Here is a 25,543-nt window from a genome sequence, read left to right as displayed (position 1 = left end):
TCCTTGAATTAAATGGTGGCGATACCGGGGATCGAACCTGGAACCTCGGGGTTATGAATGCCTTGAAATCAATAACTTACAAAACAACACAACAAACAATAACAATTAAATCAATCTGTTAGCCTGTTTCGTTGTTTGTCGCTTGTTGCTGTTTACTGCCTTTATTTATCTGTAAGTGTCCCGCTAGTGTCCCATGGGACAAATAATAAAAACTCCGCTTCCAGACATACATTGTCGATTTACATGGTTTCATCATGAGTGCTTTTATTCCCACTCGCTGGCACTGTATTTGATGGCATCACTTGACTTGCCACTTCCCGCATTCCGGCTACCGCTCGATTAGAACCATCTAAGTTAAAACGAATTACGGTAAATTGGTCGGACTGTAAAGGAGCCGCAAAGCCTACACGCAACCCTTTTTTCACAACTTCATCTACTGCGTCGAAATCAGTAAACGCATAACGGTAGAGGGAATTGTCTAATTTTCCTGTGCATAACAATTGAAGTTGATTAGAACCAACATCAGAGTTAACCAATACAGGATATTGCTCCCCTTCTTTACAGGAAACTTTCATTCCCAAAAACCACATACAAGAACCACTGCCAGGATAACAATACTGACCAAAAAAATTTCCGCTGTCGTTAACGGTTGCAGCATAAAGAAAGCCCCCTGATTTGCTTACATCAACAAACCAACTTCCAAAGTTTACTGATTCCGCTTTTGCGCTACCAATTAACCCGACACTTACAAATATATAAACAGCACTCGCGATTTGTGAGAGCTTTGTCATTGCCACATTCCTTTTTTATGGTAGAAAACATTAGGATTGTTAATTAGTTTAATTGTTAGTGTCAAATTATTGAGGCGTAGATAAGTAACAAACGGCCCACAAAAAAGCCGGTGTTACCCGGCAAGATTGTTACAATATCACACAGACTAAAAGCGCCATGTATGGCGTATTTCAGCCAGTAAACAAACCTGCATAACTTTCGATATATTGCTTTACCAGTTCCTCATCAACCGGGGTCAAAAACTCCTGGGTTTCGTTATCAGGACAACCCGCCATTATCTTGATTGCCTTAATATCGACTTTAAGACGGTTGCAAACCTCGACAATTGCCGATTCAAGCGCCAAGGTTTTAGCCAAGAATTTCAAGGCCGAATCTTCGGCTTGTTGGCTACCCTGTTCGGCATGTTCGCAAGCTATCAGCATCAGCGCCCGGTTTTTCCAATACTCGATGCCATATTGCCCAATAAGAGCCGTTAAGCCATGAATGCGCCGCGTGTAGTCTGCATGGGTGGCTATGTAATGCTTTCGCTCGACTTGCTCCATAATTGCATCGGCCTCTCTTTCGTCAAGCCTTGCCGCTGCTTCAATGACTAACGCCGCTTGTTCGTGGGGTGTCAGTTTGGAATATAGCTTATTTACTTGGGCGGGCTTCATGCTCTGGACTCCAACAGCTTTTCAAGACGTTGCAAGCGGTCGGCCATTTCCTGCAATTCAATCAATTTGCCCTGCTCGGCCAAGGCTCGAATCAGCATCGAACCAATGTCAGGGGCAATACTGCCGTTTAGCGTGGCATTAACGACATTGCCGCCCGTTTCCGGCAAGGTTGCCCCGGCTTCAATATTGACCGGCAAGGCTTGCGGCCTAAGTGGTGGGCATATCCTATCCAGCAACACTTTGGCGGCCTGTACATCGCCGCCTTTAGCCAATTCGACCAGGGTTTTAACGATTTCCGGCATATCATCGGCTATCGACTTTCTAAGCAATGTCGCCGGGGTTTTGTCCTTGGGTCGGCCTGCCGGGTTTCCGCTTTGGCCGGGTTTAAATTTTGTGTTTGCCATCTGTTCAATTCCTGCTTGTTTCAGATTTTTTTTACTCGAAAATGCCTACACCCCGAACCCGCTAAAATGGCTAAAATAATTTAGCGGTTTTAGCTGGTGCGGGGTAGGCGCGTTTTCACTGAAAAACCGGGTTAATGTGATATTCCGGCAAAGGTGGCCGCCCACGATTTCCGGTTGCCGGTTTGCGTTCCAGAATCAGCCAATTTTCATCAATCAGGATATTGCAGGCCGCTTCGACTTCGTGCTTATCCTTTAAACCATGCCAGCCTTTGTCATAGACCGTCTTGCAGGTAAAAGGACTAGGCAAGCATCCCGCTTTTATCTTGTCGGCCAAACTTACCGCCGCTTCATGCTCTGGACTCTCAGCCATGGCATAAATCCGCCTAGCGTGGCTTTCAAGATATTTGCACCATTCAACCGCCAGCCGTGCCGCTGCCGCCGATACATTGCCGCTTGCTTTACCGTCGGCAATGTCGATGCAATGGAATATCAAGGCAAGGCTAGGCATCAATGAACGAAACTTGCCGAAGTGTTCCACCATCAGCGGGTTTTCTTCTCGCTGTAGTTTGATGGTTTGCAACTCGGTCAGCCAGTCATTGAACACAGCTTGCCCGGCATCATCGAAACGAAAGTAAGGCCGGTCGTCAAATTCGCCTTGTTTCGCGCCATATTGGATAAAGTCCACTTCAGCCAGGGCTTGCAGGATGTTAAAAGCCCGTTGCTTGTCTGCCTTGTTCGGTACGGTGTCGACCAGTTGCCAGCGTTCCGGCTCATCAGGCCACACGGCAAGCTGTAGGCGTTGCATCAGGCCATCATTGTTCCCTTGCATGGCTTGGTACAGATACCGCTTTAACTTGTCGGGCTGTATGCCGCCTAGCAAGCTGATACAGATTTGCTTGGCATCGGTAATGCCCCGGCCTATCTTGCAATCCGTATAAGAGCCGTTACCGTTCCAGCCTTCCAGAAAATAGGCGCGTTCGTCGGCTCCATCTTCTCTATCCCACTTCACCAGCAAGGCGGTCAATTCATCCCTAAAAACCAGAATGCCGCGCGGGTTCTGACTTTGCAAAACCGTCATGCTTTGTATGCTGGTTTCGTTGGTTTTGAATAAGCGCCGGGTGGGTTCTGGCGTGGCGTTTTGGGTCAGCTCCACATAATCGGACTTGAGCTTTTGCAGGTCATCGGGATTAACCGCGCGGTCTTTGCCTTTGCCCTTGGCTTTGCTGGATAACTGGCTTTTCACATCGTCCAGCATGGCTTTGGTTGCCAAGCCGTCAAACTCTGCCCCGGCCTTTTCCTGCTCGTAGCGTTCGCCATAATCGGCCTGTAATCGGTCAAGTAGTTTGGTTGCTTCGCTCATACTGGGGGATTTCAAGACAACCGAAGGCCGCCCGATACAAGCGCCCCACACGTTCGGTATCACTTCCCAATCATCCAAGCGTTTTGGCCTGATAGCGCAACCTGCACCAATGATTGAACCGATAATGACCAAAGCCGACACGGTGGAAAAATCCGGGGGTGTCTGCATACGGTGGGACACATCAGCCAACCAGGGCCGGAAAGATTCCGGTATCAGTTCCGGCGGCAAGGCTTGAACGGTTGGCGTTTTGGTTTCGATTTCGTTGGGTTTTTCCCAGTCAAAAACACCAGCCGCCGAACCCGCTAAAATGGCTAAATTCCATTCTGCCGGAATCGACTCGGCTTTTTTCAGTTCCGTCCGTAACTCGGACAGCGCCCACGCTTGTTCGGTAGTCGGGAACGGTTGCAGGCCGTCCCAGTCTGGCGCGTGGTTCTGTAACCAGTCCACTACATCCCCCCCAACCGGCAAGCCAGACAACCGCGCCAGCTTAACATCAGGTGGCAATTCCAAGGCCGATAGCGCCGCGTAAACGTCCCGCGCGTAGTGTTCGCCGGGTTCGTCGTTGTCGGGCATCAGATAGGCCAGCTTGTAACCGTTTAGCGGTGTCCAATCGGTTTTTGTGGCCGCTTGACTGCCGCCCAGTGATGAAACAGCGCAAACGCCTATACTGTGCAGGGCCGCCGCTGCTTTTTCACCTTCAACGATGAAAACCGCCTTATCCTTAGGCTGTGCCGCCAGCTTATCCAGACCGAACAAAGGACGGGGATTTAACTCGATACCCGCCGCCCAGCTTGCGCCGTTGCATTTGAAAAATGGCACGATTTCTTTTTTGTCGCTGCCGTTCTGATAACGCCCGACAACCCCGAAGGGTGCGCCGTCCGTGGCGCAATATGTCCAGGCATGAACAAGCGGCTTGCCGTTGTAATGCTGTGGAATCTCTACCATGCAAGTCCCCAATCATCGGCCAACTTTGCCAGGGCTTCGACAAATTGAAGCCCATACAAGGCCATGGCAAAGGCGATTACATCAGCACCAGCCGCACCACACGCAAAGCATTTATAAGCGCCGGTTGCCAGATTGACGCGGAAAGAGCCGGGCTTATTGTCGCTATGGAATGGACAAAGGCCGCCATCATTCCAGCCATGTTTTTTAAGTGGCGCGCCGGGCAACTCGTGGCGGTAGAGGTCACGCGGGGCCAGGGTTTGCTTGATATAATCAGCATTCAAATTTTGCTTTCTGGCCGCTTGGGTATTGCTGTACCGGGCGGCTTTTCTTTGGTTAGTCATCATTGCGCGCCTTTCATCCAATCGCGAACAACCTGCTTATCTTCGGCGGTAAAACTGTAAAGGCCCGGATAGCAAGCGTTGCCGTCCTTGTCGTAACGCTCTACGCGGTCACAGGGGACAGATAAACCCTTACGGCGTAATCCTGCCACCAGCTCAGGCCCGTTTGAACATCCGGCGATAGTGTCCAGGTTTTCCCGCATAATCGGGTGATTAGATAATGCGTTGATTACTCTCTTTTCTCGTGGGGACAGTTTCATTTATGCAGCCCCCGCGTTTTGTGACTCAACCCAAGCAAAGAACTTGGCTTCATCAATTAGGACTTTTCTACCTAGCCGGACAACCGCGCCAGCTTTGGCAAGTCCGTTGCTGTTCTCGTTGAAAATGAGCGCCCGTAAGCCGCCCTTAGTGAAGGCTTGATGCTTATCTGTGAATTGATTAACAGTTGATAAAACAGGCATTTTCAATGCTCCAGTTATCGCCGCAACATTACGACGATAAGCATTTAAAACCCTGTTTTTTCCCGATTTCCCAGTCGGGAAAACTAGGAACATAGCCGGGATTGCTATAGGGAATTTTGCCCAGTTTTTGCTATTGACAGTGTTTTGTTATGGCGTTTTCTTAAATTCGCTGACATAGTTTGAAAGTGTCTTTTTTGTTCTATTTCCAGTAGTCCCGGTGCTCAATTTAAAAGCAAAACCGGCATCTTTCCCAGCTGTATAAACTTCGGTTATGGGGCTGCCAGATTGATTAACATATTTTTTTAATTGGTTTGGGAAAAAAGCTTTCATTTCCGGCCTACCTTCTTTAACCCATATTTCCCGCAAACCTTGCTTTAACTCTCTTTCATAACGCTGATTGCCACTTTCTGTTACTTGTCTAACATCATCCACAACCACTTCGGCTTTCGGCTCCGAGTCAAACCAACTGAACAGCAAGCAACTATCGACAACCGGCCATTGCTTTGATTTTTTCAACCATTCTTCGAACTGTTCACGGTATATGGTGAACCTAACGAAAGTTCCATTTAACCAACCATCCTTTATTTTTCTAATTCGGTTTTTATCGGCTATCTCTTTATACCCATCATCAAACCCCGGTTCGCGGATTTCCACAACCGCTTCCAGTTCGCCGCCAATAACAGCAATTTCAATTTGTTTTTTGTAATCGTCGCGAATTTGCCAAAACGGTTTATTTTCGTAAGATTCGCCGGGCATGGCTGCCCATAATTCAGCAATCGAATCAGAATCTAACGACTTTGGCGATTTATTCACAAAGTCAGTTAAACGCTGAATATGGGCCTTCTCGGATATTTTCCTTTCCGATTTATCCATTTTCTCTAAATAATTGAATATCGGGTCATGCTCAGAATTTAGAGGATTAAGCCATTCAATATCCCTTGCAAGACGAAAAAATATTAAAGGCTTTATGTACCAGTCTCGGTCTTTTTCTTCGAATTTTATCTTTCCCGGTAGCAGCCCTTTTTTTCTCCAAGACTCTGCTATTTCTCTCCGTTCTTTGTATTCGTCATCAAATAAGGATGTTTCAGGAAAACTAGTTCCGGGCGGTCTAATCGGTGCTGACATTGATAGCCATAGAGCATCATCAATCGTTATTTCTTCTCGGTTTAGCCAGTCATTCCAGTTAATGTCATCCATTACGCACCCCCGAAAATCTTAGCGTTCATACTGGCGACCACGTTGCTTACATGGCCGTCTGATAGGTGGGCGTAACGCTTCACCATGGCTAAGGTTTTGTGTCCCAAGACTTCGGCAATTTCGGCCAAACTTGCGCCGTTCATGGCTAGGTAAGACGCTGTGCAATGTCTAAGGTCGTGCCAATGAAAATCTTTTATTTCTGCCGCTGCTAGCGCATTTTCAAAGGGCTTGCGTAAATCTATCGGCTTGTGTGTGTGGATGGTTCCGGGGAATAGCAAATCAGTATCAAGCCGCCTAACCTTGGCATGTTCCCGCAACAGTTCCAGGCCGTGACCGGCTAAAGGAACGCGCCGCCGTTCGCCGTTTTTGGTTTCGTGCAGAATGATGAAACCGTCTTTAAGGTTTACGTCCGGCCATTTCAGGCCCATCAATTCACCTTGTCGCATACCTGTAGACAGCGCCAGAATGACGCACAGATAAAGCCATTCGTTGCTTGAGTCTTTGCAGGCGTTCAAGAATCGTTGCCGCTCATCATCGTCCAGAAAACGTACCCGGCCCCGCGCAGGTTTCGGCTTTTTGATTGTCCGCAATGGCGAATCTTCAAGCCATTTCCAATCATTAACCGCCGTGGTAAAGACGGTACTTAGTGAGGCCATATATTTAAGTACGGTGGTCGGGCTGCGCTTGTTTCCAGTTCGAACAGTTTCATTAAGCAACTTGTCCTTAACCTGGGTGATGGTGTCCGCCTGAACATCGGCAAGCACCATAAAACCGATTTCATCTTTCCAGCGTCTTAAATGTAAGCCTATATGCTCGTCTTGCTCTTTAGAGAGGTTAACGCCGGATAGATAGCGGTCTATCATATCCGCCAAGGTGTGTTTTTTAGCTTCTGCGGCTTTGAAGTGTCGGCCTTCCCTGATTGCAGACTCGGTAGCCGCCGCCCATTTCTTGGCATCGGTCAGCCGGTCAAATGTTGCAGATTGTGCCGGGTAGCCTTTCAACCGGACTTTAACGCGATAGGATTTATCGCCAGTGTCGGTGGTGCGCGTTTCGATGGTTGCCATGTAATCCCCTTGGGGCAATGGCGGTATAATTTGTGGTAGCCATTGCTTAACCTTGCTTGTTAAGTTGTGGTTAGGGCTTGGCGGTGTTGGTAGCACTTCCAGGCCCGTTTTTTTTGTTTCGGTGAAATACTACAACAACACGCAAAAAACAGCAATACGGGATAATATATCCCGTGCTTATATCATATAACTGTTTGTTAAATATTTACTTTATTATTGACATGACAAATATGGGACATTGCTGGGACATTTGAAAATAAAAGGCGGTCTATTAGGCTATTTTTAGCCAGTCTTATGAAGTGTTGGTTTGGGATGAATTTAGCGGTTTTAGCTGGTGCGGGGTAGGCGCGTTTTTCGATAAAAATCCGGCCTGTTATTTTGCGGTTTGTTGTGGTTTTTTATCTTGAAGTGTCCCGCCAGTGTCCCGCAGGCATAAAAAAAGGACTTAGGCAAAACCTAAGTCCTTGAATTAAATGGTGGCGATACCGGGGATCGAACCTGGAACCTCGGGGTTATGAATCCCGCGCTCTAACCGGATTGAGCTATATCGCCACTGAAAACTGTTTAAGAGCCGGCATTATAAAAAGGCCGATATTGATTGTCAAACATTAAACCTAAAATGCATCACATCACCGTCTTGTACCTTGTAGTCCTTACCTTCAAGACGCCATTTACCCGCATCCTTTGCACCTTGCTCACCTTTGTACGTCACAAAATCTTCATAGGCTATAACTTCAGCTCGTATGAAGCCTTTTTCGAAATCACTATGGATGACGCCAGCGGCTTGCGGGGCCGTTGCATTAACCGGAATAGTCCAGGCTCTGACTTCCTTGACTCCGGCGGTAAAATAAGTAGATAGATTCAACAACTCATAACCAGCCCGCACCACTCTATTCAAACCGGGCTCTTCCAGCCCTAAATCGTCCAGAAACTCTTGTTTTTCCGCATCATCAAGCTGAACGATTTCAGCTTCAATCGCGGCACAAACCGCAACGACTTTGGAACCTTCCTTTTCCGCGAATACTCGGACATTATCCAACATTGGGTTATTCTCGAATCCATCATCCTGTACATTGGCTACGTACAGCGTCGGTTTCAGTGTGATCAGACATAATTCCTTGATCAACTTGACGTCATCTTCCGTTAATCCCAACGTCCTGGCCGGCTCGCCGGCATTCAGATGCTCTAAAACTTGTTCCAGTATTTGTTTTCTAGCCAAGTCATCCTTATTGCCTGATTTGGAAGCCTTTGCCGTTTTCTGCAGGGCTTTTTCGACAGAGGCCATATCAGCCAAAGCCAACTCGGTGTTAATCACTTCGATATCGTTGACCGGGTCGACCTTGCCGGCAACATGCACGACATTGTCGTCCTCGAAACAACGCACAACATGCACGATCGCATCAGTCTCCCTAATATTGCCCAGAAACTGATTTCCCAAACCTTCGCCCTTGGAAGCCCCCGCTACCAACCCGGCAATATCGACAAATTCTATGGTCGTCGGCAGTACGCGCTCAGGCTTGACGATTTCAGCCAGTTTATCCATTCTAGGATCGGGCACCGGCACCACCCCCACATTGGGATCGATGGTGCAAAAAGGATAATTTTCAGCCGCAATAGTGGCCTTGGTTAACGCATTGAACAAAGTCGATTTGCCGACGTTGGGTAAGCCAACGATTCCGCAGTGTAGTGCCATATTAATTATCTTAGGATGTGGTGGGTTCCGAAAGAAATCCGGTACCAAAAAGGGCTGGATTATACAAGGGCGAGACAAAATGTCCACCAGCCAAAACACGGCGCCTTCGCATTCAAGGCTTGAAATGTTATCAGTACAGCCCTGCAATTGCCGAGCTTAGAAATGCAATTTGCTCGCATTAGACAACGGCCAGCCCCGAGCAAGCTCATTGCAGCCCTGACTATCGATATTCAGGACTACCGAAGTAAGGGCGATCAGAGCAGAAACTAATCCTTGGGCAAACAGACACCGGATACTTCAACCCTATCCCTGCCTTTCGCCTTAGCTTCATACAAGGCGGTATCGGCATAATGAATAATTTGATCGATACCCAAGTTTTGCTCCGTTTCAGAGCAATCCGGAGACACGCAGTACAAACCGATACTCAAGGTCAGTTGCACATTTTCATTATCCACATCCCAACTCAAGGCTTTGATTTGTTGCCTAATCCGTTCGGCGAAGGTTTTGCCGTTGTCACAACAGGTATTGGCGAAAATGACCACAAATTCCTCGCCTCCAAAACGCACTAGAATATCCGTACTGCGGACCTCGTTTTTCAATGTCTGCGCAACGGAAACCAACACTTTGTCACCAAAAATATGACCGAACCTATCATTGATCGCTTTAAAATGATCAATGTCCATGATCAACAGGCAAAATGGATATTTGTAACGTTTATGTTGCGCAAGCGCCAATTCGACCTGGTCATAAAAATAGCGCCTATTATGTAAGCCCGTCAGTTGGTCATGCATCGACATACTGGCGTAATGGTCTTTTAATTGACGGGTTTCCTCGACCAAACGCTCCAACTCAGCCGTTCTGAACACAATCTGACTTTCCATTTGCTGAAACAAGCGCCGATTGGTGATCAGCTGCCCCAGAATATTGGTGTATACCTCCAGCAGCCGCACATGCCAATCGGAAAAAAAATTAGGTTGCGGGTGGGAAACGTTCAAAACGCCAATCAAAACATTATGCAAGGTATAAACCGGCGCGCAAATAATCGAACCGGGCGTGTATGCCTGGTCTCCAGCCTGGCTAAATCGATAGTCTTCGGCGCAATTATGGCTATGCTGTATTTCGCCCGTGGTTGCCGCAATGCCAATAATTCCTTCGCCCATGCGGAAATGTAGCGGTTTCGCGGTCCAGGAGACATCCTCTTCCGGCGCATCGACAATACTCAGCCCGGTAACATTTGTTAACATGCCGTCACTGTCGACAATAAAAAACGAGCACCTTTCCATATCCTGATTGTGCAGCAAACCGGACAACGCCCGCCTGATAACGGCTTTCTCGTCAGCCATCTCGCAACTGATTTCAGAAAGCGACTTTAATGCCGATAAGGCACTCACCAAGTCAAGAATTAAATCCTGCACACCACTACCGGCCCATTCCTTACTTTTTAAAACTAAACCGCCCTGATTCATCAACGCCCCATCACCTCGGCAAGTTTTTGTACATTTTCTTTGTTTGCAACCAGCTCATAAAAAACCGTGGACAGATGTTCTAATGGCAGCATAACCTGTTCGGCAACCTGAACAAGACGGTCCGCGTCAACATCCCCTTCATCCAGAATCAAACCACAAATCAGCCGACTAGCTTTCAAGAAACTAATCAGCTCGGCTTCCGCGCCCGACAACTCAATATCGTCGAAATGTTGCAGAACCGATTGGTAGACTGCCGGCAACTGCCACCTCTTCAGCAGGATATAACCAATATGATAGTGACTTTGATCCAATTCGTGACTAATATTCTTGCCGACTTGAAAATAGCCGCCTGCTCCCGCGGCCAAAATACGATCCAATTCATCCGGAAATAAATAAGCGACCACCAGCACCCCAATATCCAATAACAAGCCACTGGTATAAACGGTGGAAGTAGGCAAGGCGTCCCAGCCACAGGTTCCCACCAACTTTTGCGCGGCCACCGCCGTCATTAGAGAATGCATCCAAAATGATTTGGTATCAAAATTTTTGCATCGACTGGTATCGAGCTGCACATTCAACACAATACCCACCGTCAAACTTTTTACCAACTGCAAACCCAAAACTTGCACGATAGCAGCGCGCAAATCATTGATTTGACGCGACTGCCCAAAATATGCCGAATTAGCCAAACCCAATAAACGCGCCACCAATCCAGGCGACAACGACAAAATGTCCGCCAGTTTTTCGATCGAGATTTGGGGATCGTTGATAGCCTCCAAAATTTTCACGCTGACTTCGGGCAAGGCCGGTAGACTCTTGAGCTTGTTGATCCGCAGTTGAACTGATTGTTTGGTATTTTCGTTCATCGACCCTGACTATATCCCGAAAGTTTAAGTCTGACCATCAAGCGGCGATAATCACTGGCCCGCATCGAATCCCGCGCTATCAGCAGAGACCTACTCGACTGGCCATCCATCTTGAAATGCAAAAAAATCGCGCTACTGGCGATTACAGTTGTTCCCAAAACCATTGCACTCCGATAATTATACCCATCCAAAGCCACCTCCCAACCTTTGTTGACAGTATAACTCAGATAAACAGAGGCAGTTTTTCTACTGAAAGTCCCAAACAGCCAAAACGCGGTAACCATAACCGCCATGATCAGTTGATTTACAAACTGTAGGCTGTTCAGAAAACAAGCCAAAACCGCGAAAGCATGTAAGCCGTCAAATACGCGTTTGATTTGCCTTGAAGGCTCGACAATAAAATAAAACGTCGCTTGAGTGTTTTTTGACATGCTCCGATCATTTTTCGACAGCTTGAGGTGTAAAATGGCCCTTAAACTTAGACCTTCCAACTATTTTCATCAACCCACCGCAATGACTGCCGACAACCGGGAAGCCAATCCCGCCAACATACTTTACAAACTGGAACATCTCGCCGCCATCGAAGTCACTGGCGAGGATGCCAGTCCATTTTTACAGGGACAGCTGACCTGCAATATCAACGAGATCACCGACACGAAAGCCAGTATCGCGGCATTTTGCAATCCCAAGGGCCGGGTCATCAGCACCCTGCTGATTATCAAAACCCAGCCGGGCTATATACTGCTATTGCCGCGCAGCTTGTCGGAAAAAGTCTTAACCAAATTGCGAATTTATGTACTGCGTTCAAAGGTACATCTCACCGACAAAAACGATTTGCTCATGTTATGGGGACTTTACCGACCCGATCCCATGGAAGGCTTCAGCTTGCCGGATGTCGATTTTCATTGCAGTTCCAACGAAACGCTAATCTGCATCAAATTACCCTCTCCAGCCCCGCGCTTCCTGTGCATTACCCCGGCCCAGGCCGGCCCGCATCCGTTTGCGGAAAACTTTAATCACGGCAGCTGCGATGAATGGCGTTATGGGGACATATCCGCCGGTTTACCCTGGTTTGAAGCCGAACAATCTGAACAATACATCCCACAAATGCTGACTATCGATCAACTAGGCGGCGTCAGTTTCGATAAAGGCTGTTATACCGGCCAGGAAATCGTTGCCCGCACCCATTATTTGGGCAAAGCCAAACGCCATCTGTTCCTGGCCGAGTGCAACCGTTGCTTGCGGCAGGCTTCCGACTTTGCCGTAAAGGACGCCGAAACTCAAGAAAAACTTGGCGACATCCTGACCATGCAAGCACTTGGCGGAACGACCCGATTACTGTTGGTCCTACAAACAGTTGATGGGGAAACAAAAAACCTTATACTTGACGACTTGGAGCATACCCCCCTCACCTTGACACCTTTCAAATAGTCGGAAAGCCAAATCATGCAATTTAAATCCGTTCAAGACTTTCTTAGTCATGTCAAAACAGAACTGGAGGCCAATCGCCTAGTGCTGCCGACACTGCCTGATATTGCCCTGAAAGTACGTGATTCGGTGTCCAAGGGTGACGCGTCGGCTCAAGAACTGGCGGAGATGATAGTAACCGACCCGGCCTTATCCGCCCGCTTGATCCAGGTTGCCAACAGCCCGCTCTATCGCGGCGCCAATGAAATCAAAAACATTCAAATGGCCGTCACCCGTCTCGGCAACAGCACTATCCGCACCCTGATCACCAGTCTGGTGATGCAACAGATGTTTAAACCCACGACGGCCTTACTCGAACATTACTTCCGCGGCATTTGGGAACATGGCGTCAATGTTTCCGCGATCAGCCGTGCCCTAGCCGCGTTTGTGCCGCACTTGAATTCCGATGAAGCCATGCTGGCCGGCTTGATCCACCAAATCGGCAAATTGCCGATTTTGACATTGGTCGAAAAAATTCCCGAATTCCGAGACAGCCCTTCGCGCCTGGACAAATTACTGGAAAAAGCCCATCCTCATGTGGGCAAAATCATCATGGATACTTGGAATTTCCCTCAAGATCTAAAATTGGTTGCCTCCGAATATGTCGACTTTCAGAGAGAACACGATGGACCGGCCGATTATGTCGACTTGGTTCAAGTAGCTTTTTTGCAAAGCATCGCCGGCACCGACCACCCGGCTTGCCGTATCGACTGGGCTACAGTACCGGCCTTTGCCAAACTCGGATTACAAGCCGACGCCGAAATTCTGGAAATCGAAGGCGTATCCGAAGAAATCGAACTCGCTCAATCCATGCTTCTTTAACAAAAATGATAGATCCTCAAGCCGCCGCCCGTTTTCGCCGTTTAGGCACCCTGACTATTTTTGCCGTATATTTCGTCATCCTGGTCGGCGGCATCGTTCGCGCCTCCGGCGCCGGCATGGGTTGCCCGGACTGGCCGACTTGCTTCGGCCAATGGGTGCCACCCACGGATGAATCGCAACTGCCGTCCAATTACCATGAAATCTATGCCGCGCGCGGCTATGAAAACACCGCCTTCAACCCGGTCAAAACCTGGACCGAATACACCAATCGCTTGGTTGGCGTCACGATCGGTTTCTTGGTTTTCCTGACGGCCTGGTCGTCGCGGATTTATTTGAAAACCGACAAAACCACCTTTTATCTAGCATTATCGGCTTTTTTCCTGGTCGGATTTCAGGGCTGGCTCGGCTCCGCCGTCGTCGCCAGCAATCTAAAACCACTGATGATTACACTGCATATGCTGCTGGCGCTGTTCATTGTCGCCCTGTTGATTTACGCCATCAGCCGCTCGCAAAAACCGCTGCTCGCCGCCATCGACACCGGCTGGGTCGGTCCGCGTTTTGGGTGGGTACTGAAAATCGCGATGGCAATGACCTTGCTGCAAGTCGCCATGGGTACTCAAGTTCGGGAAGCGGTCGATTACATAGCTCACCAGCACAGTTACATAGAGCGCGAATTCTGGCGCGACAGCTTTCCTATCATCTTTTATGTGCATCGCTCGTTTTCATCGATCATTTTATTTACCAACCTATGGTTGGCTTGGACGGTTTATAAAAATGTGGATAAAAACAGTCTGCTGCTGAAAGTGGCTTACGCATTAATGGGCTTGATTGTCACGGCAATCCTGGCCGGTGTCAGCCTGGATAGGCTGGGATTTCCGGCCGAGGCCCAACCCATACATCTGTTAATGGCCAATTTGATTTTTGGCGCGCAATTTTTTCTGTTTATTTGCCTGCGATACTCGACCCCGAAAACCGGCCGGTAGCGCCAGCGCTTTATCCAACTTATCAATCAGTTAAGCATTGTGCCGCCAATGTGAGGTACAATGCCACCATTGCCTGGTGTCCGCAGGCAGATCTCTTTATTCTCTACAGGTAATTTAATGTCCGATACCCCCACCCTCACGCCTTCCTTCAAGGATTTAGCATTATCCGAACCGGTTTTAAAAGCCCTGCAAAACATCGGTTACGAAACTCCCTCGCCGATTCAGGCTCAGATTATCCCTTTCGTAATGGCCGGCCGCGATGTGCTGGGCCAGGCCCAAACCGGTACCGGTAAAACCGCGGCCTTTGCCATGCCGATATTGACTCGCCTCGACATTAAACAAAAAGATCCGCAAGCCCTGGTATTGGCTCCCACTCGCGAATTGGCGATACAAGTAGCCGAAGCCTTTCAAAGCTATGCCGCCCACATTAAAGGCTTTCATGTATTACCTATTTACGGTGGGCAGGATTACAGCGTTCAACTACGCCAACTCAATCGCGGCGCCCATGTGGTGGTCGGCACGCCGGGCCGAGTCATGGACCATATGCGTCGCGGCACCTTGAAGCTGGATCAACTCAAAACCCTGGTACTGGACGAAGCCGACGAAATGCTGCGCATGGGCTTTATCGATGACGTCGAATGGATCCTGGAACAAACGCCCTCGACTCGCCAAACCGCGCTGTTTTCGGCGACCATGCCAAACGAAATCCGCAAGATTGCTCAACAATATCTGAACAATCCCGAACAAGTCACGATCAAGGTCAAAACCACCACGGCGGCCAATATCCGCCAACGTTACTGGTTTGTCAGCGGCTTGCACAAAATGGACGCCCTAACTCGGATTCTGGAAGCCGAGAACTTCGATGGCATGATCATTTTCGTTAGAACCAAAACCGCCACGATCGAAGTCGCCGAGAAACTGGAAGCCCGCGGATTTTCCGCTTCGGCGATTAACGGTGACATGTCGCAAGCCTTGCGGGAACGCGCGATTGAAAACCTGAAAAACGGTAAGCTGGATATCTTGATCGCCACCGACGTCGCCGCCCGCGGCCTGGATGTCGACCGCATTACCCATGTCGTCAACTACGACATTCCCTACGATACCGAATCCTATGTACACCGCATCGGCCGTACCGGCCGCGCCGGCCGTACCGGCGATGCGATTTTATTCGTCTCGCCACGCGAGAAACGCCTGCTGGCCAACATTGAACAAGCCACCAAGCAAAAAGTCGAGGAAATGCAGTTACCATCGACCGAGTTCATCAACAACGCCCGCGTCAACCGCTTCAAACAACGGATAACCGACACCTTGGCCGCCGAGGAACTGAGCTTTTACAACCAATTGATCAATCAGTACCAGGTCGAACATGACGTACCGGCGACTGACATTGCCGCCGCACTGGCTAAGTTGCTGCAAGGCGACACGCCGTTAATAATGAAAGAAGTCGCTAAAAAACCCCGTAAAGATGCGGATGACAAATCACGCGGCAAGGACCATGACCGCGATAGAGGCCCAAAACGCGAAAGAGGCCGGGCCAGCTCGGTGGAAATGGAACTATTCCGGATCGAAGTCGGCCACAGTGACGGCGTCAAACCCGGCAACATCGTCGGTGCCATCGCCAACGAAACAGGCATCGACGGCGACCACATCGCCCGCATCAAAATCGAGGAAAATTACAGCACCGTGGAATTACCGGCCGGCATGCCCAAGGATCTATTCCAGGCTTTGAAAAAAGTCCGCGTGGCCGGTAAAGCCCTGGACATCTCTAAATTTGATCCCGACTTAGTGAAAAAAGCCAAAAGCAAAAAACGCGTGGGCTCAACCTCCAAGCGCGGCAAAAGCAAGGAATAAATTTTTCAACACGGAGACAATTGCCGCGTCTCTTCTCCGTGATCGGTATTGACTCCCCGGCGACAACTGCAGGGAGTCAAAATCGGTCGGATATTGAGTCGGAAAGGACTTTATAGCCATCCCAACGATTAAGCGGAGATAATCTCCCTCAAGCGACGGTCGTGCAAAAAAGCGACTGGGCCTTGTTCCAAATCAGCCAAAACCACCCGCAATAGATTCGCCGATTCATTTTCCGGAATTGCAATATCGGGTTGATCACCAACGGTTCGCACAACCCATACAATATCCCGCAACAAAATCGCATCACTATCCCGAGCGAGAACGTAACCAACCTCATCCTCCAACCCCATCAGCAAGCCGCCTTGTTGCAGGCATTGCAAAACTTCCGCCACCGATTCCCAAGGTAAATTGACCTGATCGGCCAACGATTTCAAGGTACAGGCCTTGCCACCATAAACATGCTGCCGTCCGATCAGCGCCATCAACAATAATGCCAGCCGCTCTTGGCATTGAATACTTAAATGCGGTCGGCGCTTGGCATACCCCAAATAGCTGGGAAACTGGAGATGGAAAGCAATCACGCTACCCATCAGCAAAATCAGCCAACTGATATACAGCCAGATCATCGACAATAAAATGACGGCAAAGCCGGAATAAATGGCGCTGTACTGGGCTGAATTTGCCATGAATAACGCGAACAACGCGCCGGTTGCCTTCCATGCCAACCCGGCATACAACCCACCCGTTAATGCCGGAACCAATTTGACCGTGGTATTTGGGATAAAGGAGTAAATAAAGCCAAAGGCGGCAGCCATCAGCGGATAAGGCAGAGTCACGCCGACCAAGTAGTAAATCGCCCCGAAAGGCTCCAGTGAAACCAATCGCCGCACCACGGCCAAATTGCTCATCGAAGCCGTTATGCCGACAGCGGAAAATAGCAATACCGGGCCGATTACAAGCACACTGAGATAATCGCTAAAACGGCGATAGAGAGAACGCGGTTTGGTCACGCGCCAAATATGATTAAAACAGCTTTCGATCTGTTCCAACAGCGAAATCACGGTATAAAACAACATCAGAAAACCGAGAAAACCCAACACTCCCACCTGAATGTTTTCAACGAAGTCGATGATATTGGCGCTGACTTCAACCCCATTTTCGCCTAGCGGGGCCAGCAATTTTAATAGCAAGGGCTCGACCTGATTATGAACCCCAAACCCCTTCAGAATGGAAAAACTCACCGCCAGTAGCGGCGCCAGCGAAAGTAAACTGGTATAGACCAAACCCTTGGCACGTTGTTTTAGCCCACCTTCTTCCAATTCCCGCAGCAAAACCGTTACCAGCATTTTCAGTTCTAGCGCGACAGACTGGAGGTTGGTTTTGAAATGCTGTTTTAGGAAAATCATAGTCATCGCCAAAGGGAATTAGGAAGCAAAGCCGCCGATTCGACCGGCATGAGCCGAGCATATGCCCGCGGATGGCCGTATGCCTAATGTAATCTGGATACCCCGGCATCAGCGCAGCAACAGCAGCGGCTTGTGGCTCCGAGTCAACATTGCCAGCGTGAAACTGCCTAATAACAGATCATGAACCCGAGTATGGCTAAAGGCGCCCATCACGGTCAGATCGATATCAAATTTTGCCTGATAATCCACCAAGGCCTGTTCGGGATTGCCGCGCAGCCTTTGACTAATTAATTTAATACCTTGCGTTTGTTTGAGTTTATTGGCGGCGGCTTCCAGCCATTCGAGCGCTTGAATATCTTCATTGACGCAAACCAAGTGGCAAATCATGCCTTGATACAAGGGGCTGCCGATTACCATGTCCAGCGCTTTTTCCGCCGCACTTCCGCCATCATAGGCAATCATGAAGCTCCGCGGCACCGTGAACGTATCGTTCACCACCAAAATCGGTTTATGCAAGGAACGGATGATGGATTCCAGCTTTGCGCCTATCTTGTGCGGTTGATCTTCATGGTTCTTACCGCGCGCACCGACGACCAGCACCCGCAGATAGTTTTCAACATCCGCCAATGACTCCAGCAAACCGCCATGGCGCTGATACAATAACGGTTCGTCGATACCCGCCCGATGTGCACGCCGGCGGGCGGCTTGCATGATCAATTGGCTCTGCTGAAAGTTTAACTTATTACGCTGCTCATCCTGTCGGACCATGTCTTCAAGCAGTTGCTCGCGGCTATCGAAGCCGATGGTTCCCGACAGCTCCAACTCCATCGTAGTTTCCGGATGATGATCGATACTATGCATCAGGCCGAAGGGCGCGCCAAAGCGACGGGAAATCCAGGCGGCATAGTCGCATACTGCGTTCATTAAACCGGAACCATCGACACAGGCCAGCACGGTGTCGTTATGAACTTGCATCAGCGCCCTCCCGAGACAGGTTAAGATTCGTTACATCGACTACAAATGCCTCGCCGCCTAACTCAAGGCCTAGTTAAAATCGGAGCGGCCGCCCCAAGCAACGCGCATACCTCACTTTGTCCCGATTCTACTCGCCATGGCCGGTAAAACCAGCATGCTGCAAACAATCATCAGAGAAATACCAATCGCCAACAACAAGCCCATGCTGGCGGTACCGGCATGGGTGTTGAACGCCAAACTGGAAAAACTACAAAAGGTGGTCAAGGCGCTATAAAACACACCACGCGCCGCGCTGGATTGCAGTAACTCGCTGTGATCGTCTTGGTGCTGCAGTCTATGCACGATGTGAATACCACTATCCACCCCCATGCCCAACAATAACGGTAAAACAATGATATTGGCGAAGTTGAACGGATTATTCAGCCACACATTGCATGCCCCGGTCAGCAAGGCAGCCAGTAATAACGGGGTTACGATCAACAGCGTGGTTTTCAGACTGCGCGTCATCACCAACAATAGCAACACAATCATCATCAGCGCCCCGGAAAACGCTTGCAAGAAAGCCGCCACCACGGCCTGCCCCGAGGTGACATCACCTATCGGCAAGCCAAATACATTGGAATAAGTTGCCATCACATCATTGACAAAGACCTTCAAATGTTCCGGATCGTTCAAGTCCTGCTCGGGTAACACCAAAACCCGATAAATCCCGTCATGACTGACCCATTGCGACCTTAACTCTTCCGGTATGTCATCGATACCAAATGCCGTCGCCGTCAAGCCATCGCGCAGCATCAACATGGTATGCGGCAATAGCTTCAACACGCTGGCTTCCAATTGCGCATAGCTTTCCGCAGGATTTTGCCGGCTGTCGGCATATTGGATGAAATCAACAACATCTTGATGCAACTTTTTTAGCACATCGGAGGCAACGTTGGTTACGGGTTGATCCATGGCTGTTTGCAGCGTGTCCCGCAGTTTGACCAATGCCGCGCGCACATCCGATGACTCGGGCTTGTCGGCAAATCGGTTGAGCTGTACCGGCATGATCAGATTCAGGTTGTCGATGATCTCCAGTTTCTCGTCCTGCTGTTCCGGCACCATGTTACTCAGGCTGATGGCTTCATGCACGCTGGGTAATTTTGCAAACTGGGCCGCCAACTCATTGGCCTTCGGCAAACTATCGGCCAAAGCCGAGGTCGCGAACGGTGAATCGGTTTTGGTTTTCAGCAGTTTTTTAAACGCGATTACCGACTGCGTGGTGGGATCGCGCAAATTAATCGGATTGGAATCAAATTTCAATTGAGTCAGGGTCAGGCCAGCCAGTAGGGCGGCCAAGACCGCGCCGATCATGACGGCTTTGGCATGGCGGAACGGAAACAGATAAACCCAAGCCGGCAAAAATGAGCCGCCATTCGCGGGTAATGGCTTGATCGGCAGCAGTTTCAACAGCGCCGGCAACAAGCTTAAAGAGACCAACAAACCGATAAAAATACCGCCGCCGGAAATAATGCCTAATTCCGATACGCCTTTAAAATCGGTCGGAATAAAGGCCAGGAAACCGATTGCGGTCGTCGCGGCACACAAAAAAAGCGACTTACCCACCGTCCTCATACTGTTGAGAATGGCTTGCACGGTATCCATATCTTGACCACGACATTCCTGATAGCGCAAACACAGATGCGTCGCAAAATCCACCCCCAAACCAATATACAGCACGGCAAACGCTATCGAGATCAAATTCAAATGACCGACGGTCAACGCCGCGAAACCGGCGGTGAGAAACAAACCGACCACCAATGCAATAAACGTCACCAGCAATAACCGAAACGAACGAAAACCAATCAAAAGTGCCAAGCAAACCAGCAGCAGCGAGACGATACTGGAGATCAGCATACCCTGATTCACGGTTTCCATTTCTTCATGCTCCAGCGCTATTTCACCGGTGAAGCTTAAATTCACCTCCGGAAATTGCGGCGCCATTTCGTTCGCCAAATCACGCAGGAATTTCATGGGTAAACTGGCCGGCATCAGTTGTCGAAAATCCATCTGCGCACTGGCGATAACCAGCCGGCGAGTTTGATCCTGACCAAAACTTTGGTCGGTTAATAATTGCTGCCAAGACAAAAAACGCGGCTGCCCGGCCTTGACGGCCACGATCGAGCGATCGATGGCGTCCAACAACGGATCCATCGGCATGGTTAAATCCTGCTCATGCCCTTCCAGAGCCAACCCGATGATGTCCATCAAACCGGCAAAATGATAATGACTGGACAAATAACCAATGAATGGCTGAGCATCCACCAGTTTGGTGGACAAGGCCTCTAGGTCGTCAAGATTCAAATATAAAAAACCCTGCCGCCGGAAAAACGCATTATCGACCGGCATATAAGCCGATTTAAATAATCGTTTTTCGGTTTGCAAGCGTTTTTGAATAAATTCCGCCGCCAAGGCGGTTTGTTCCGGCGTCGGCGATTCCACCACGACGATAATCGCGGAAGCATCCTGCGGAAATGCCTTGTCCAGCTTGGCCCTGATTTTAATAAAGGGTAAATCCTGCGATAACAAATCGCTGGTGTTGGTGTTTATCCCCAGATGTCCCATGGTGTAATTTAAACTGGCCGCGCTGAGGCCAAAAAAAACCAGTAGCATCAACCAGGGAAATCGGATGGGCAGTTTGAATATTGACTGAAAAAATCGGTTTGATAGCAAGCTTAGGACGGAGGGCATAGAGTTGAGGGAATTCGATAAAGTTCGGTTAAAATTGTGGAGCAGTCAAAGCGAGTTTAAATAAGGGGCATGCGTCTGGATATGGACGCGGAGACCGATATGAATAATTAAAAAACCGAAGTTTCCCGGCATTGACAAGGGTTTAGCGGGCTAAAAGCACGAGAACCGAGAAGGCGCGACACAAGAAATCAGCAGCCATTATAGCAAAAGTACCGTTTAGCCCCGACAGACAATGCTTTAGGCAAATCGTTAACGGTGTATAGAGTGTCAAACATGCCGAGGCAAGAAAATGGATCAAACATTGTGAACATTATTGATCTCGGCATTTTGCTTTTTTAACCATAATGAAAACATCAAGGTCGCCCAGCCGCGAAAGGCTATTTCAATGGCCAAACACAAAGCAATGAACCAACTTTCGGAAATCGGCCATTGCAACCATAACATGATCCCAAGGGCAATTGAGATCAGGCCGCAAATCGAGAGAGAAGCACGATTTTCTAAATTTAATGCATAACTTAGCGAAATTCGCACGCTGCCACGCACCATCAAAAATGCGGCAATCAACAAAATCAAACGATCCGGCGAATTATTGACGCCGAATAAAATCAAGACTCCAACGACAACATCGAGCATACCGACATGGAGATTATGGTAAAAATCGCGCTGTTGTTTAGACAGGAAGCCGTCGAGGCACTCCAACAGGCCAAACCCCAAAATCAGAACTCCGCACACAGGTAACCAAGAAAAAAGGCGCGCCGACAATATCACGGCATCTTGATTGAACACGCTGGCTATCGACAAAAATAAGCCCAGCAAGAAAATAACGCTGCCTTGCGCAAAATGACGATGCCAACTAAGATCGAAACGATCAAAACTTGTCCTTTCTTTATCATGGAACATGGCGTGACGACCCGTAAAAAATGGAAGATAAGTGCTGTATTTTATCAATTCAAACAAAATATACACCGGATCAAAATTTCACCACCATTTACTAACCCTTCCACCCCTATCGTTTCCCAAGGCTTATAGTCGTCTGATCCCGGCCTGTAAATGATTGACATAGCCATGCAAGAGGACTACAAGTCGATCAACGGTATTTGACGTTACTTTCAGACCTATAAGGTGGTGCCGATGATGAGAATGCTACTTGAAATCGTGATGGTGCTGGCAATTGTGGGCGGGCTGATATTCGTGATGAAGGTGCTGGCACGGGAAAAGCAACCGGATAAAGATACCGGTGATGATGAGGGAGGAAGTACGAGTGAAGATTAAGGCATGAGAATCGCCGGCCTTGCGGCCTCTCCCCATAAAAACGGCTGACTACTCGAATCGATCAGCCAGGTTAGGCACCCAAAGCCAAACCTAGTTTCGCCAGCGAGAAAGGGGCGTCTCTAATGGTGCCGATGATGGCCGTGATGGCCGTGATGTCCGCGATACCCCCAGCCACCCTGAAACATCGGAACTGGAACCGGCACCACGGGGGCGGCGTAGCCATAGCCACCATAATAACTACCTGAATATCCAGGATAAGGGGCGTAGGCCACGCAGCCAGACATCAAAGCGAGGCTGAAGACAATAACCATTGAACGAATTTTAGTGTTCATTGACTACCAGCGCTCCCTAGGGAGATACTCATGCCTAGGCGCATACCGTTCGTATTCGTAATACCTTACCGGCGGCGGCCCATAATGCCGGATTGGCGCTGGATAATATCCCATTGTTGGCGGCATATGGGGTCGATAATACGCGTTGTAGCCATGTCTATGATGGTGATGATGGTGGTGATGTCTATGTCCCCAGTCATCATCATGCGCAACCGCTGCGCCGGAAAAAAACAAGCTAATTACCACTACTGTTAAAAACCTGAACATATGTCCTCCTTTGTGGATCATTTCAGTTGTGGCACATTCTTCTCCGACTGGCTTAAAAATCACTTAATTTTCAGGAGTCATCAATAAACGCCTGCATGAAGGCGATTGCCAGGAATAAATAACCTGAATGGCGCCGAATATTTGTTCAGCTACCAGGATCGTAACAGGACGCATAGTTGCGCTAGATGGACAAAATGACCATTTCAAATGAATCCATGTCACCGTACGGAGGTTGAAATAATCGCCATGAGTACCGCTCAATCCGACACTATAGGTCAGTACCTGCTCAAGCGCCTTTACCAGGCGGGGGTGCAGCATATCTTTGGCGTTCCGGGCGACTATGTGCTGGGATTTTATGATCTGATGGTCAAGAGCCCCGTCCGCCACATCGGCACCACGCGAGAAGATTCCGCCGCCTTTGCCGCCGACGGTTACGCCCGCTGCCGCGGAATCGGAGCCCTGGCGGTGACTTACGGCGTTGGCGCGTTAAATACTGTCAACGCCATTGCCGGCGCCTTTGCGGAATCCTCGCCCGTAATCATCATCAGCGGCGCACCGGGCGTCAGTGAACAAAAAAATGATCCCCTGATACATCATCGGTTTGGCCCCTTTACCTTGCAGCGCGAAATTTTTGAGCGCATCTGTTGCGCATCGGTGGTACTTAACGATCCTGTCATAGCCTTTCGTCAGATAGACCATGCCATAGAGGCTGCGCGCCAGTTTTGTAAACCGGTCTATATAGAACTTCCCCGCGACTTGGTGATGGTCGAAGGCTATCCGATGCCGGTTGAAAGCGTGGAAAGATTTGCTAGCGATCAAACCGCTTTAGCCGAAGCCATCGCGGAAGCCCAAGCACTATTGGCTAAGTCGGTTTCGCCAATGATCGTGGCGGGCATCGAGTTACACCGGCGCGGCCTGCAGGAGGCCTTGGCAGAGCTGGTCAACCGTAGCGGACTACCGGTGGTCGCCACATTAACCGGTAAATCGGTGATGGCCGAGAGGCATCCCGCCTATCTCGGTATTTATGAAGGGGCGATGAGTTCGGAATCGGTACGCTACACGGTGGAGCATTCCGATTTACTGCTGATGTTGGGCGTGACCTTGAACGAAGTCGATACCGGCATCTATACCGCGAAACTGGATCCGCATTCGATGATACGCGCGGCATTAAACGAGGTTGTGATCAGCGCTCATCGCTATCCTCGGGTCGCGTTAGACGACTTTTTAAGCGCATTAGTGCGTTCGGTCAAAACCGGCGGCAAGTTTCCGCCCGCAACCGTGGCGGCGGATACCGTTGCGTTTCCAGAACCGGACCGGCCGATTACAACCGCCAGATTGATCGGACGACTGAATCAGGCGCTAAGTCAGGATATGATCGTGGTTTGCGATGTCGGCGATTGTCTGTTTGCGGCTATTGATTTACGGGTACACGAACAGAGCGAATTTCTGGCATCCGCTTTCTATACCACGATGGGTTTTGCGGTACCCGCCGCGCTCGGCGCGCAAATTGCCCGCCCCGACCACCGCGCACTGATTCTGGTTGGAGATGGCGCGTTTCAGATGACCGGCACCGAGCTTTCGACGCATGCGCGCCTGGGCCTGAATCCTATCGTGGTGGTTTTTAACAATGGTGGATACAGCACCGAACGCTGTATTCTCGAGGGGCCTTTCAATGACATTAATCCCTGGCGATTCGACCGGTTGGGCGAAGTCTTTGGCCCTTTAATGGGCTACGACGCTGGTACCGAAGAAGCGTTCGAACAGGCGTTGACGAACGCCTTGAGCAACAGCGACATGCCAAGCATTATCAACGTCCATCTCGCGGCCGATGACGCGTCTTCGGCCATGAAACGTCTAGCGGAACATTTGAAATCGAAGGTGAAAGGCTAATGAAAACCGGCGTGACTGCCTGGGCGACGCCTATTGTACCGATTACGGTTAGCGTCGCCAACATCGGGTAGCGGGTCAATGTGTTTACGCTCATGCTCGGATTGTCTCTCTATCAATATCAGTCAATAGGCTAAAAGCCCGGCCTGACTCACGGAAAAATCCGCTCGGCGATTGAGTAAAACCAAATAGGTTCACTCCAAGGATTTCAATACCGAAACATTCCGCAAGCCGCAACTCATTGTGCCCGGTCTAGCCTGGCAAAATGGTTAAGAATCGATGACGCTTTAGGGATGATTCGATGAAACGTAT

The 25,543-nt window shown here is 49.5% G+C and carries 24 protein-coding genes and 1 tRNA gene; 6 read left to right on the top strand and 19 right to left on the bottom strand.

Features of this window, described 5'->3' with window-relative positions:
* Window positions 1-239: 239 nt before the first annotated feature.
* The 14 genes from IVG45_RS21230 to IVG45_RS21165 form a co-directional block, all read right to left on the bottom strand.
* On the bottom strand, window positions 240-791 hold the full coding sequence (locus IVG45_RS21230; protein ID WP_196435738.1) for a hypothetical protein: 552 nt from the start codon (window positions 789-791) through the stop codon (window positions 240-242).
* 171 nt (window positions 792-962) lie between these two features.
* Window positions 963-1,445 carry a hypothetical protein gene (locus tag IVG45_RS21225; RefSeq protein WP_196435737.1) on the bottom strand — a complete coding sequence of 161 codons (483 nt, stop codon included), beginning with the start codon at window positions 1,443-1,445 and terminating at the stop codon, window positions 963-965.
* Complete coding sequence (locus IVG45_RS21220; RefSeq protein ID WP_196435736.1) at window positions 1,442-1,849, bottom strand: DUF5681 domain-containing protein; 408 nt, start codon at window positions 1,847-1,849, stop codon at window positions 1,442-1,444. The genes IVG45_RS21225 and IVG45_RS21220 overlap by 4 nt, the downstream gene beginning before the upstream one ends.
* Window positions 1,850-1,964: 115 nt before the next feature.
* Complete coding sequence (locus IVG45_RS21215; protein ID WP_196435735.1) at window positions 1,965-4,154, bottom strand: YfjI family protein; 2,190 nt, start codon at window positions 4,152-4,154, stop codon at window positions 1,965-1,967.
* Window positions 4,148-4,498, bottom strand: a complete 351-nt coding sequence (locus IVG45_RS21210) for a CHC2 zinc finger domain-containing protein (protein WP_196435734.1) — start codon at window positions 4,496-4,498, stop codon at window positions 4,148-4,150. Before IVG45_RS21210 ends, IVG45_RS21215 begins: the two co-directional genes overlap by 7 nt.
* Window positions 4,495-4,752, bottom strand: a complete 258-nt coding sequence (locus tag IVG45_RS21205; protein ID WP_196435733.1) for a hypothetical protein — start codon at window positions 4,750-4,752, stop codon at window positions 4,495-4,497. Before IVG45_RS21205 ends, IVG45_RS21210 begins: the two co-directional genes overlap by 4 nt.
* On the bottom strand, window positions 4,753-5,046 hold the full coding sequence (locus IVG45_RS21200; RefSeq protein ID WP_230874681.1) for a hypothetical protein: 294 nt from the start codon (window positions 5,044-5,046) through the stop codon (window positions 4,753-4,755).
* A 54-nt stretch (window positions 5,047-5,100) separates the two neighbouring features.
* Entirely contained in the window at window positions 5,101-6,150 is a 1,050-nt protein-coding gene (locus IVG45_RS21195) for a hypothetical protein (RefSeq protein ID WP_196435732.1), read from the bottom strand.
* On the bottom strand, window positions 6,150-7,214 hold the full coding sequence (locus IVG45_RS21190; RefSeq protein ID WP_196435731.1) for a tyrosine-type recombinase/integrase: 1,065 nt from the start codon (window positions 7,212-7,214) through the stop codon (window positions 6,150-6,152). The genes IVG45_RS21195 and IVG45_RS21190 overlap by 1 nt, the downstream gene beginning before the upstream one ends.
* Window positions 7,215-7,688: 474 nt before the next feature.
* A tRNA-Met gene (locus tag IVG45_RS21185) sits at window positions 7,689-7,766 on the bottom strand.
* A 49-nt stretch (window positions 7,767-7,815) separates the two neighbouring features.
* Window positions 7,816-8,907: a redox-regulated ATPase YchF gene (gene ychF / locus IVG45_RS21180; RefSeq protein WP_196435730.1), complete on the bottom strand. Its 1,092-nt coding sequence runs from the start codon at window positions 8,905-8,907 to the stop codon at window positions 7,816-7,818.
* Between the two features lie 266 nt (window positions 8,908-9,173).
* Window positions 9,174-10,373 (bottom strand): sensor domain-containing diguanylate cyclase, encoded by a 1,200-nt coding sequence (locus IVG45_RS21175; RefSeq protein ID WP_196435729.1) that lies wholly within the window; start codon window positions 10,371-10,373, stop codon window positions 9,174-9,176.
* Window positions 10,373-11,239, bottom strand: a complete 867-nt coding sequence (locus IVG45_RS21170) for an HDOD domain-containing protein (protein ID WP_196435728.1) — start codon at window positions 11,237-11,239, stop codon at window positions 10,373-10,375. The genes IVG45_RS21175 and IVG45_RS21170 overlap by 1 nt, the downstream gene beginning before the upstream one ends.
* Window positions 11,236-11,670 (bottom strand): protein YgfX, encoded by a 435-nt coding sequence (locus tag IVG45_RS21165; RefSeq protein WP_196435727.1) that lies wholly within the window; start codon window positions 11,668-11,670, stop codon window positions 11,236-11,238. Before IVG45_RS21165 ends, IVG45_RS21170 begins: the two co-directional genes overlap by 4 nt.
* Before the next feature lie 34 nt (window positions 11,671-11,704).
* Between IVG45_RS21165 and ygfZ the strand changes: the two genes are divergently transcribed.
* From ygfZ to IVG45_RS21145, 4 genes are all read left to right on the top strand, one after another.
* A complete protein-coding gene (ygfZ, locus tag IVG45_RS21160; protein WP_196435726.1) occupies window positions 11,705-12,670 on the top strand; it encodes a CAF17-like 4Fe-4S cluster assembly/insertion protein YgfZ in 966 nt (321 codons plus the stop codon).
* Window positions 12,671-12,685: 15 nt separating this feature from the next.
* Window positions 12,686-13,528: an HDOD domain-containing protein gene (locus IVG45_RS21155; protein ID WP_196435725.1), complete on the top strand. Its 843-nt coding sequence runs from the start codon at window positions 12,686-12,688 to the stop codon at window positions 13,526-13,528.
* A 5-nt stretch (window positions 13,529-13,533) separates the two neighbouring features.
* Complete coding sequence (locus IVG45_RS21150) at window positions 13,534-14,511, top strand: COX15/CtaA family protein (protein ID WP_196435724.1); 978 nt, start codon at window positions 13,534-13,536, stop codon at window positions 14,509-14,511.
* Window positions 14,512-14,628: 117 nt separating this feature from the next.
* On the top strand, window positions 14,629-16,362 hold the full coding sequence (locus IVG45_RS21145; protein ID WP_196435723.1) for a DEAD/DEAH box helicase: 1,734 nt from the start codon (window positions 14,629-14,631) through the stop codon (window positions 16,360-16,362).
* A gap of 128 nt (window positions 16,363-16,490) precedes the next feature.
* Here IVG45_RS21145 and IVG45_RS21140 read toward each other — a convergent pair whose 3' ends face one another.
* From IVG45_RS21140 to IVG45_RS21125, 4 genes are all read right to left on the bottom strand, one after another.
* Window positions 16,491-17,768, bottom strand: coding sequence for a YhjD/YihY/BrkB family envelope integrity protein (locus IVG45_RS21140; RefSeq protein ID WP_196435722.1), 1,278 nt, complete (start codon window positions 17,766-17,768; stop codon window positions 16,491-16,493).
* Window positions 17,769-17,876: 108 nt separating this feature from the next.
* Complete coding sequence (locus tag IVG45_RS21135) at window positions 17,877-18,743, bottom strand: universal stress protein (RefSeq protein ID WP_196435721.1); 867 nt, start codon at window positions 18,741-18,743, stop codon at window positions 17,877-17,879.
* A 111-nt stretch (window positions 18,744-18,854) separates the two neighbouring features.
* Entirely contained in the window at window positions 18,855-21,395 is a 2,541-nt protein-coding gene (locus IVG45_RS21130) for an MMPL family transporter (protein ID WP_230874680.1), read from the bottom strand.
* Between the two features lie 372 nt (window positions 21,396-21,767).
* Window positions 21,768-22,430 (bottom strand): HdeD family acid-resistance protein, encoded by a 663-nt coding sequence (locus tag IVG45_RS21125; RefSeq protein WP_196435719.1) that lies wholly within the window; start codon window positions 22,428-22,430, stop codon window positions 21,768-21,770.
* A 174-nt stretch (window positions 22,431-22,604) separates the two neighbouring features.
* On the opposite strand from IVG45_RS21125, the gene IVG45_RS21120 reads away from it, so the two are divergent.
* Complete coding sequence (locus IVG45_RS21120) at window positions 22,605-22,745, top strand: hypothetical protein (protein ID WP_196435718.1); 141 nt, start codon at window positions 22,605-22,607, stop codon at window positions 22,743-22,745.
* Between the two features lie 397 nt (window positions 22,746-23,142).
* On the opposite strand, the gene IVG45_RS21115 is transcribed toward IVG45_RS21120, so the two are convergent.
* Window positions 23,143-23,283 carry a hypothetical protein gene (locus tag IVG45_RS21115; RefSeq protein WP_196435717.1) on the bottom strand — a complete coding sequence of 47 codons (141 nt, stop codon included), beginning with the start codon at window positions 23,281-23,283 and terminating at the stop codon, window positions 23,143-23,145.
* A 307-nt stretch (window positions 23,284-23,590) separates the two neighbouring features.
* Between IVG45_RS21115 and IVG45_RS21110 the strand changes: the two genes are divergently transcribed.
* Window positions 23,591-25,234, top strand: coding sequence for an alpha-keto acid decarboxylase family protein (locus tag IVG45_RS21110; RefSeq protein ID WP_196435716.1), 1,644 nt, complete (start codon window positions 23,591-23,593; stop codon window positions 25,232-25,234).
* Window positions 25,235-25,543 lie beyond the last annotated feature (309 nt).

It is taken from the genome of Methylomonas sp. LL1, assembly GCF_015711015.1.
In the GTDB taxonomy this organism is placed as follows: domain Bacteria; phylum Pseudomonadota; class Gammaproteobacteria; order Methylococcales; family Methylomonadaceae; genus Methylomonas.
The sequence above is the reverse complement of the archived record's forward strand: the minus strand, read 5'-3'. Positions and strand labels throughout refer to the sequence as shown.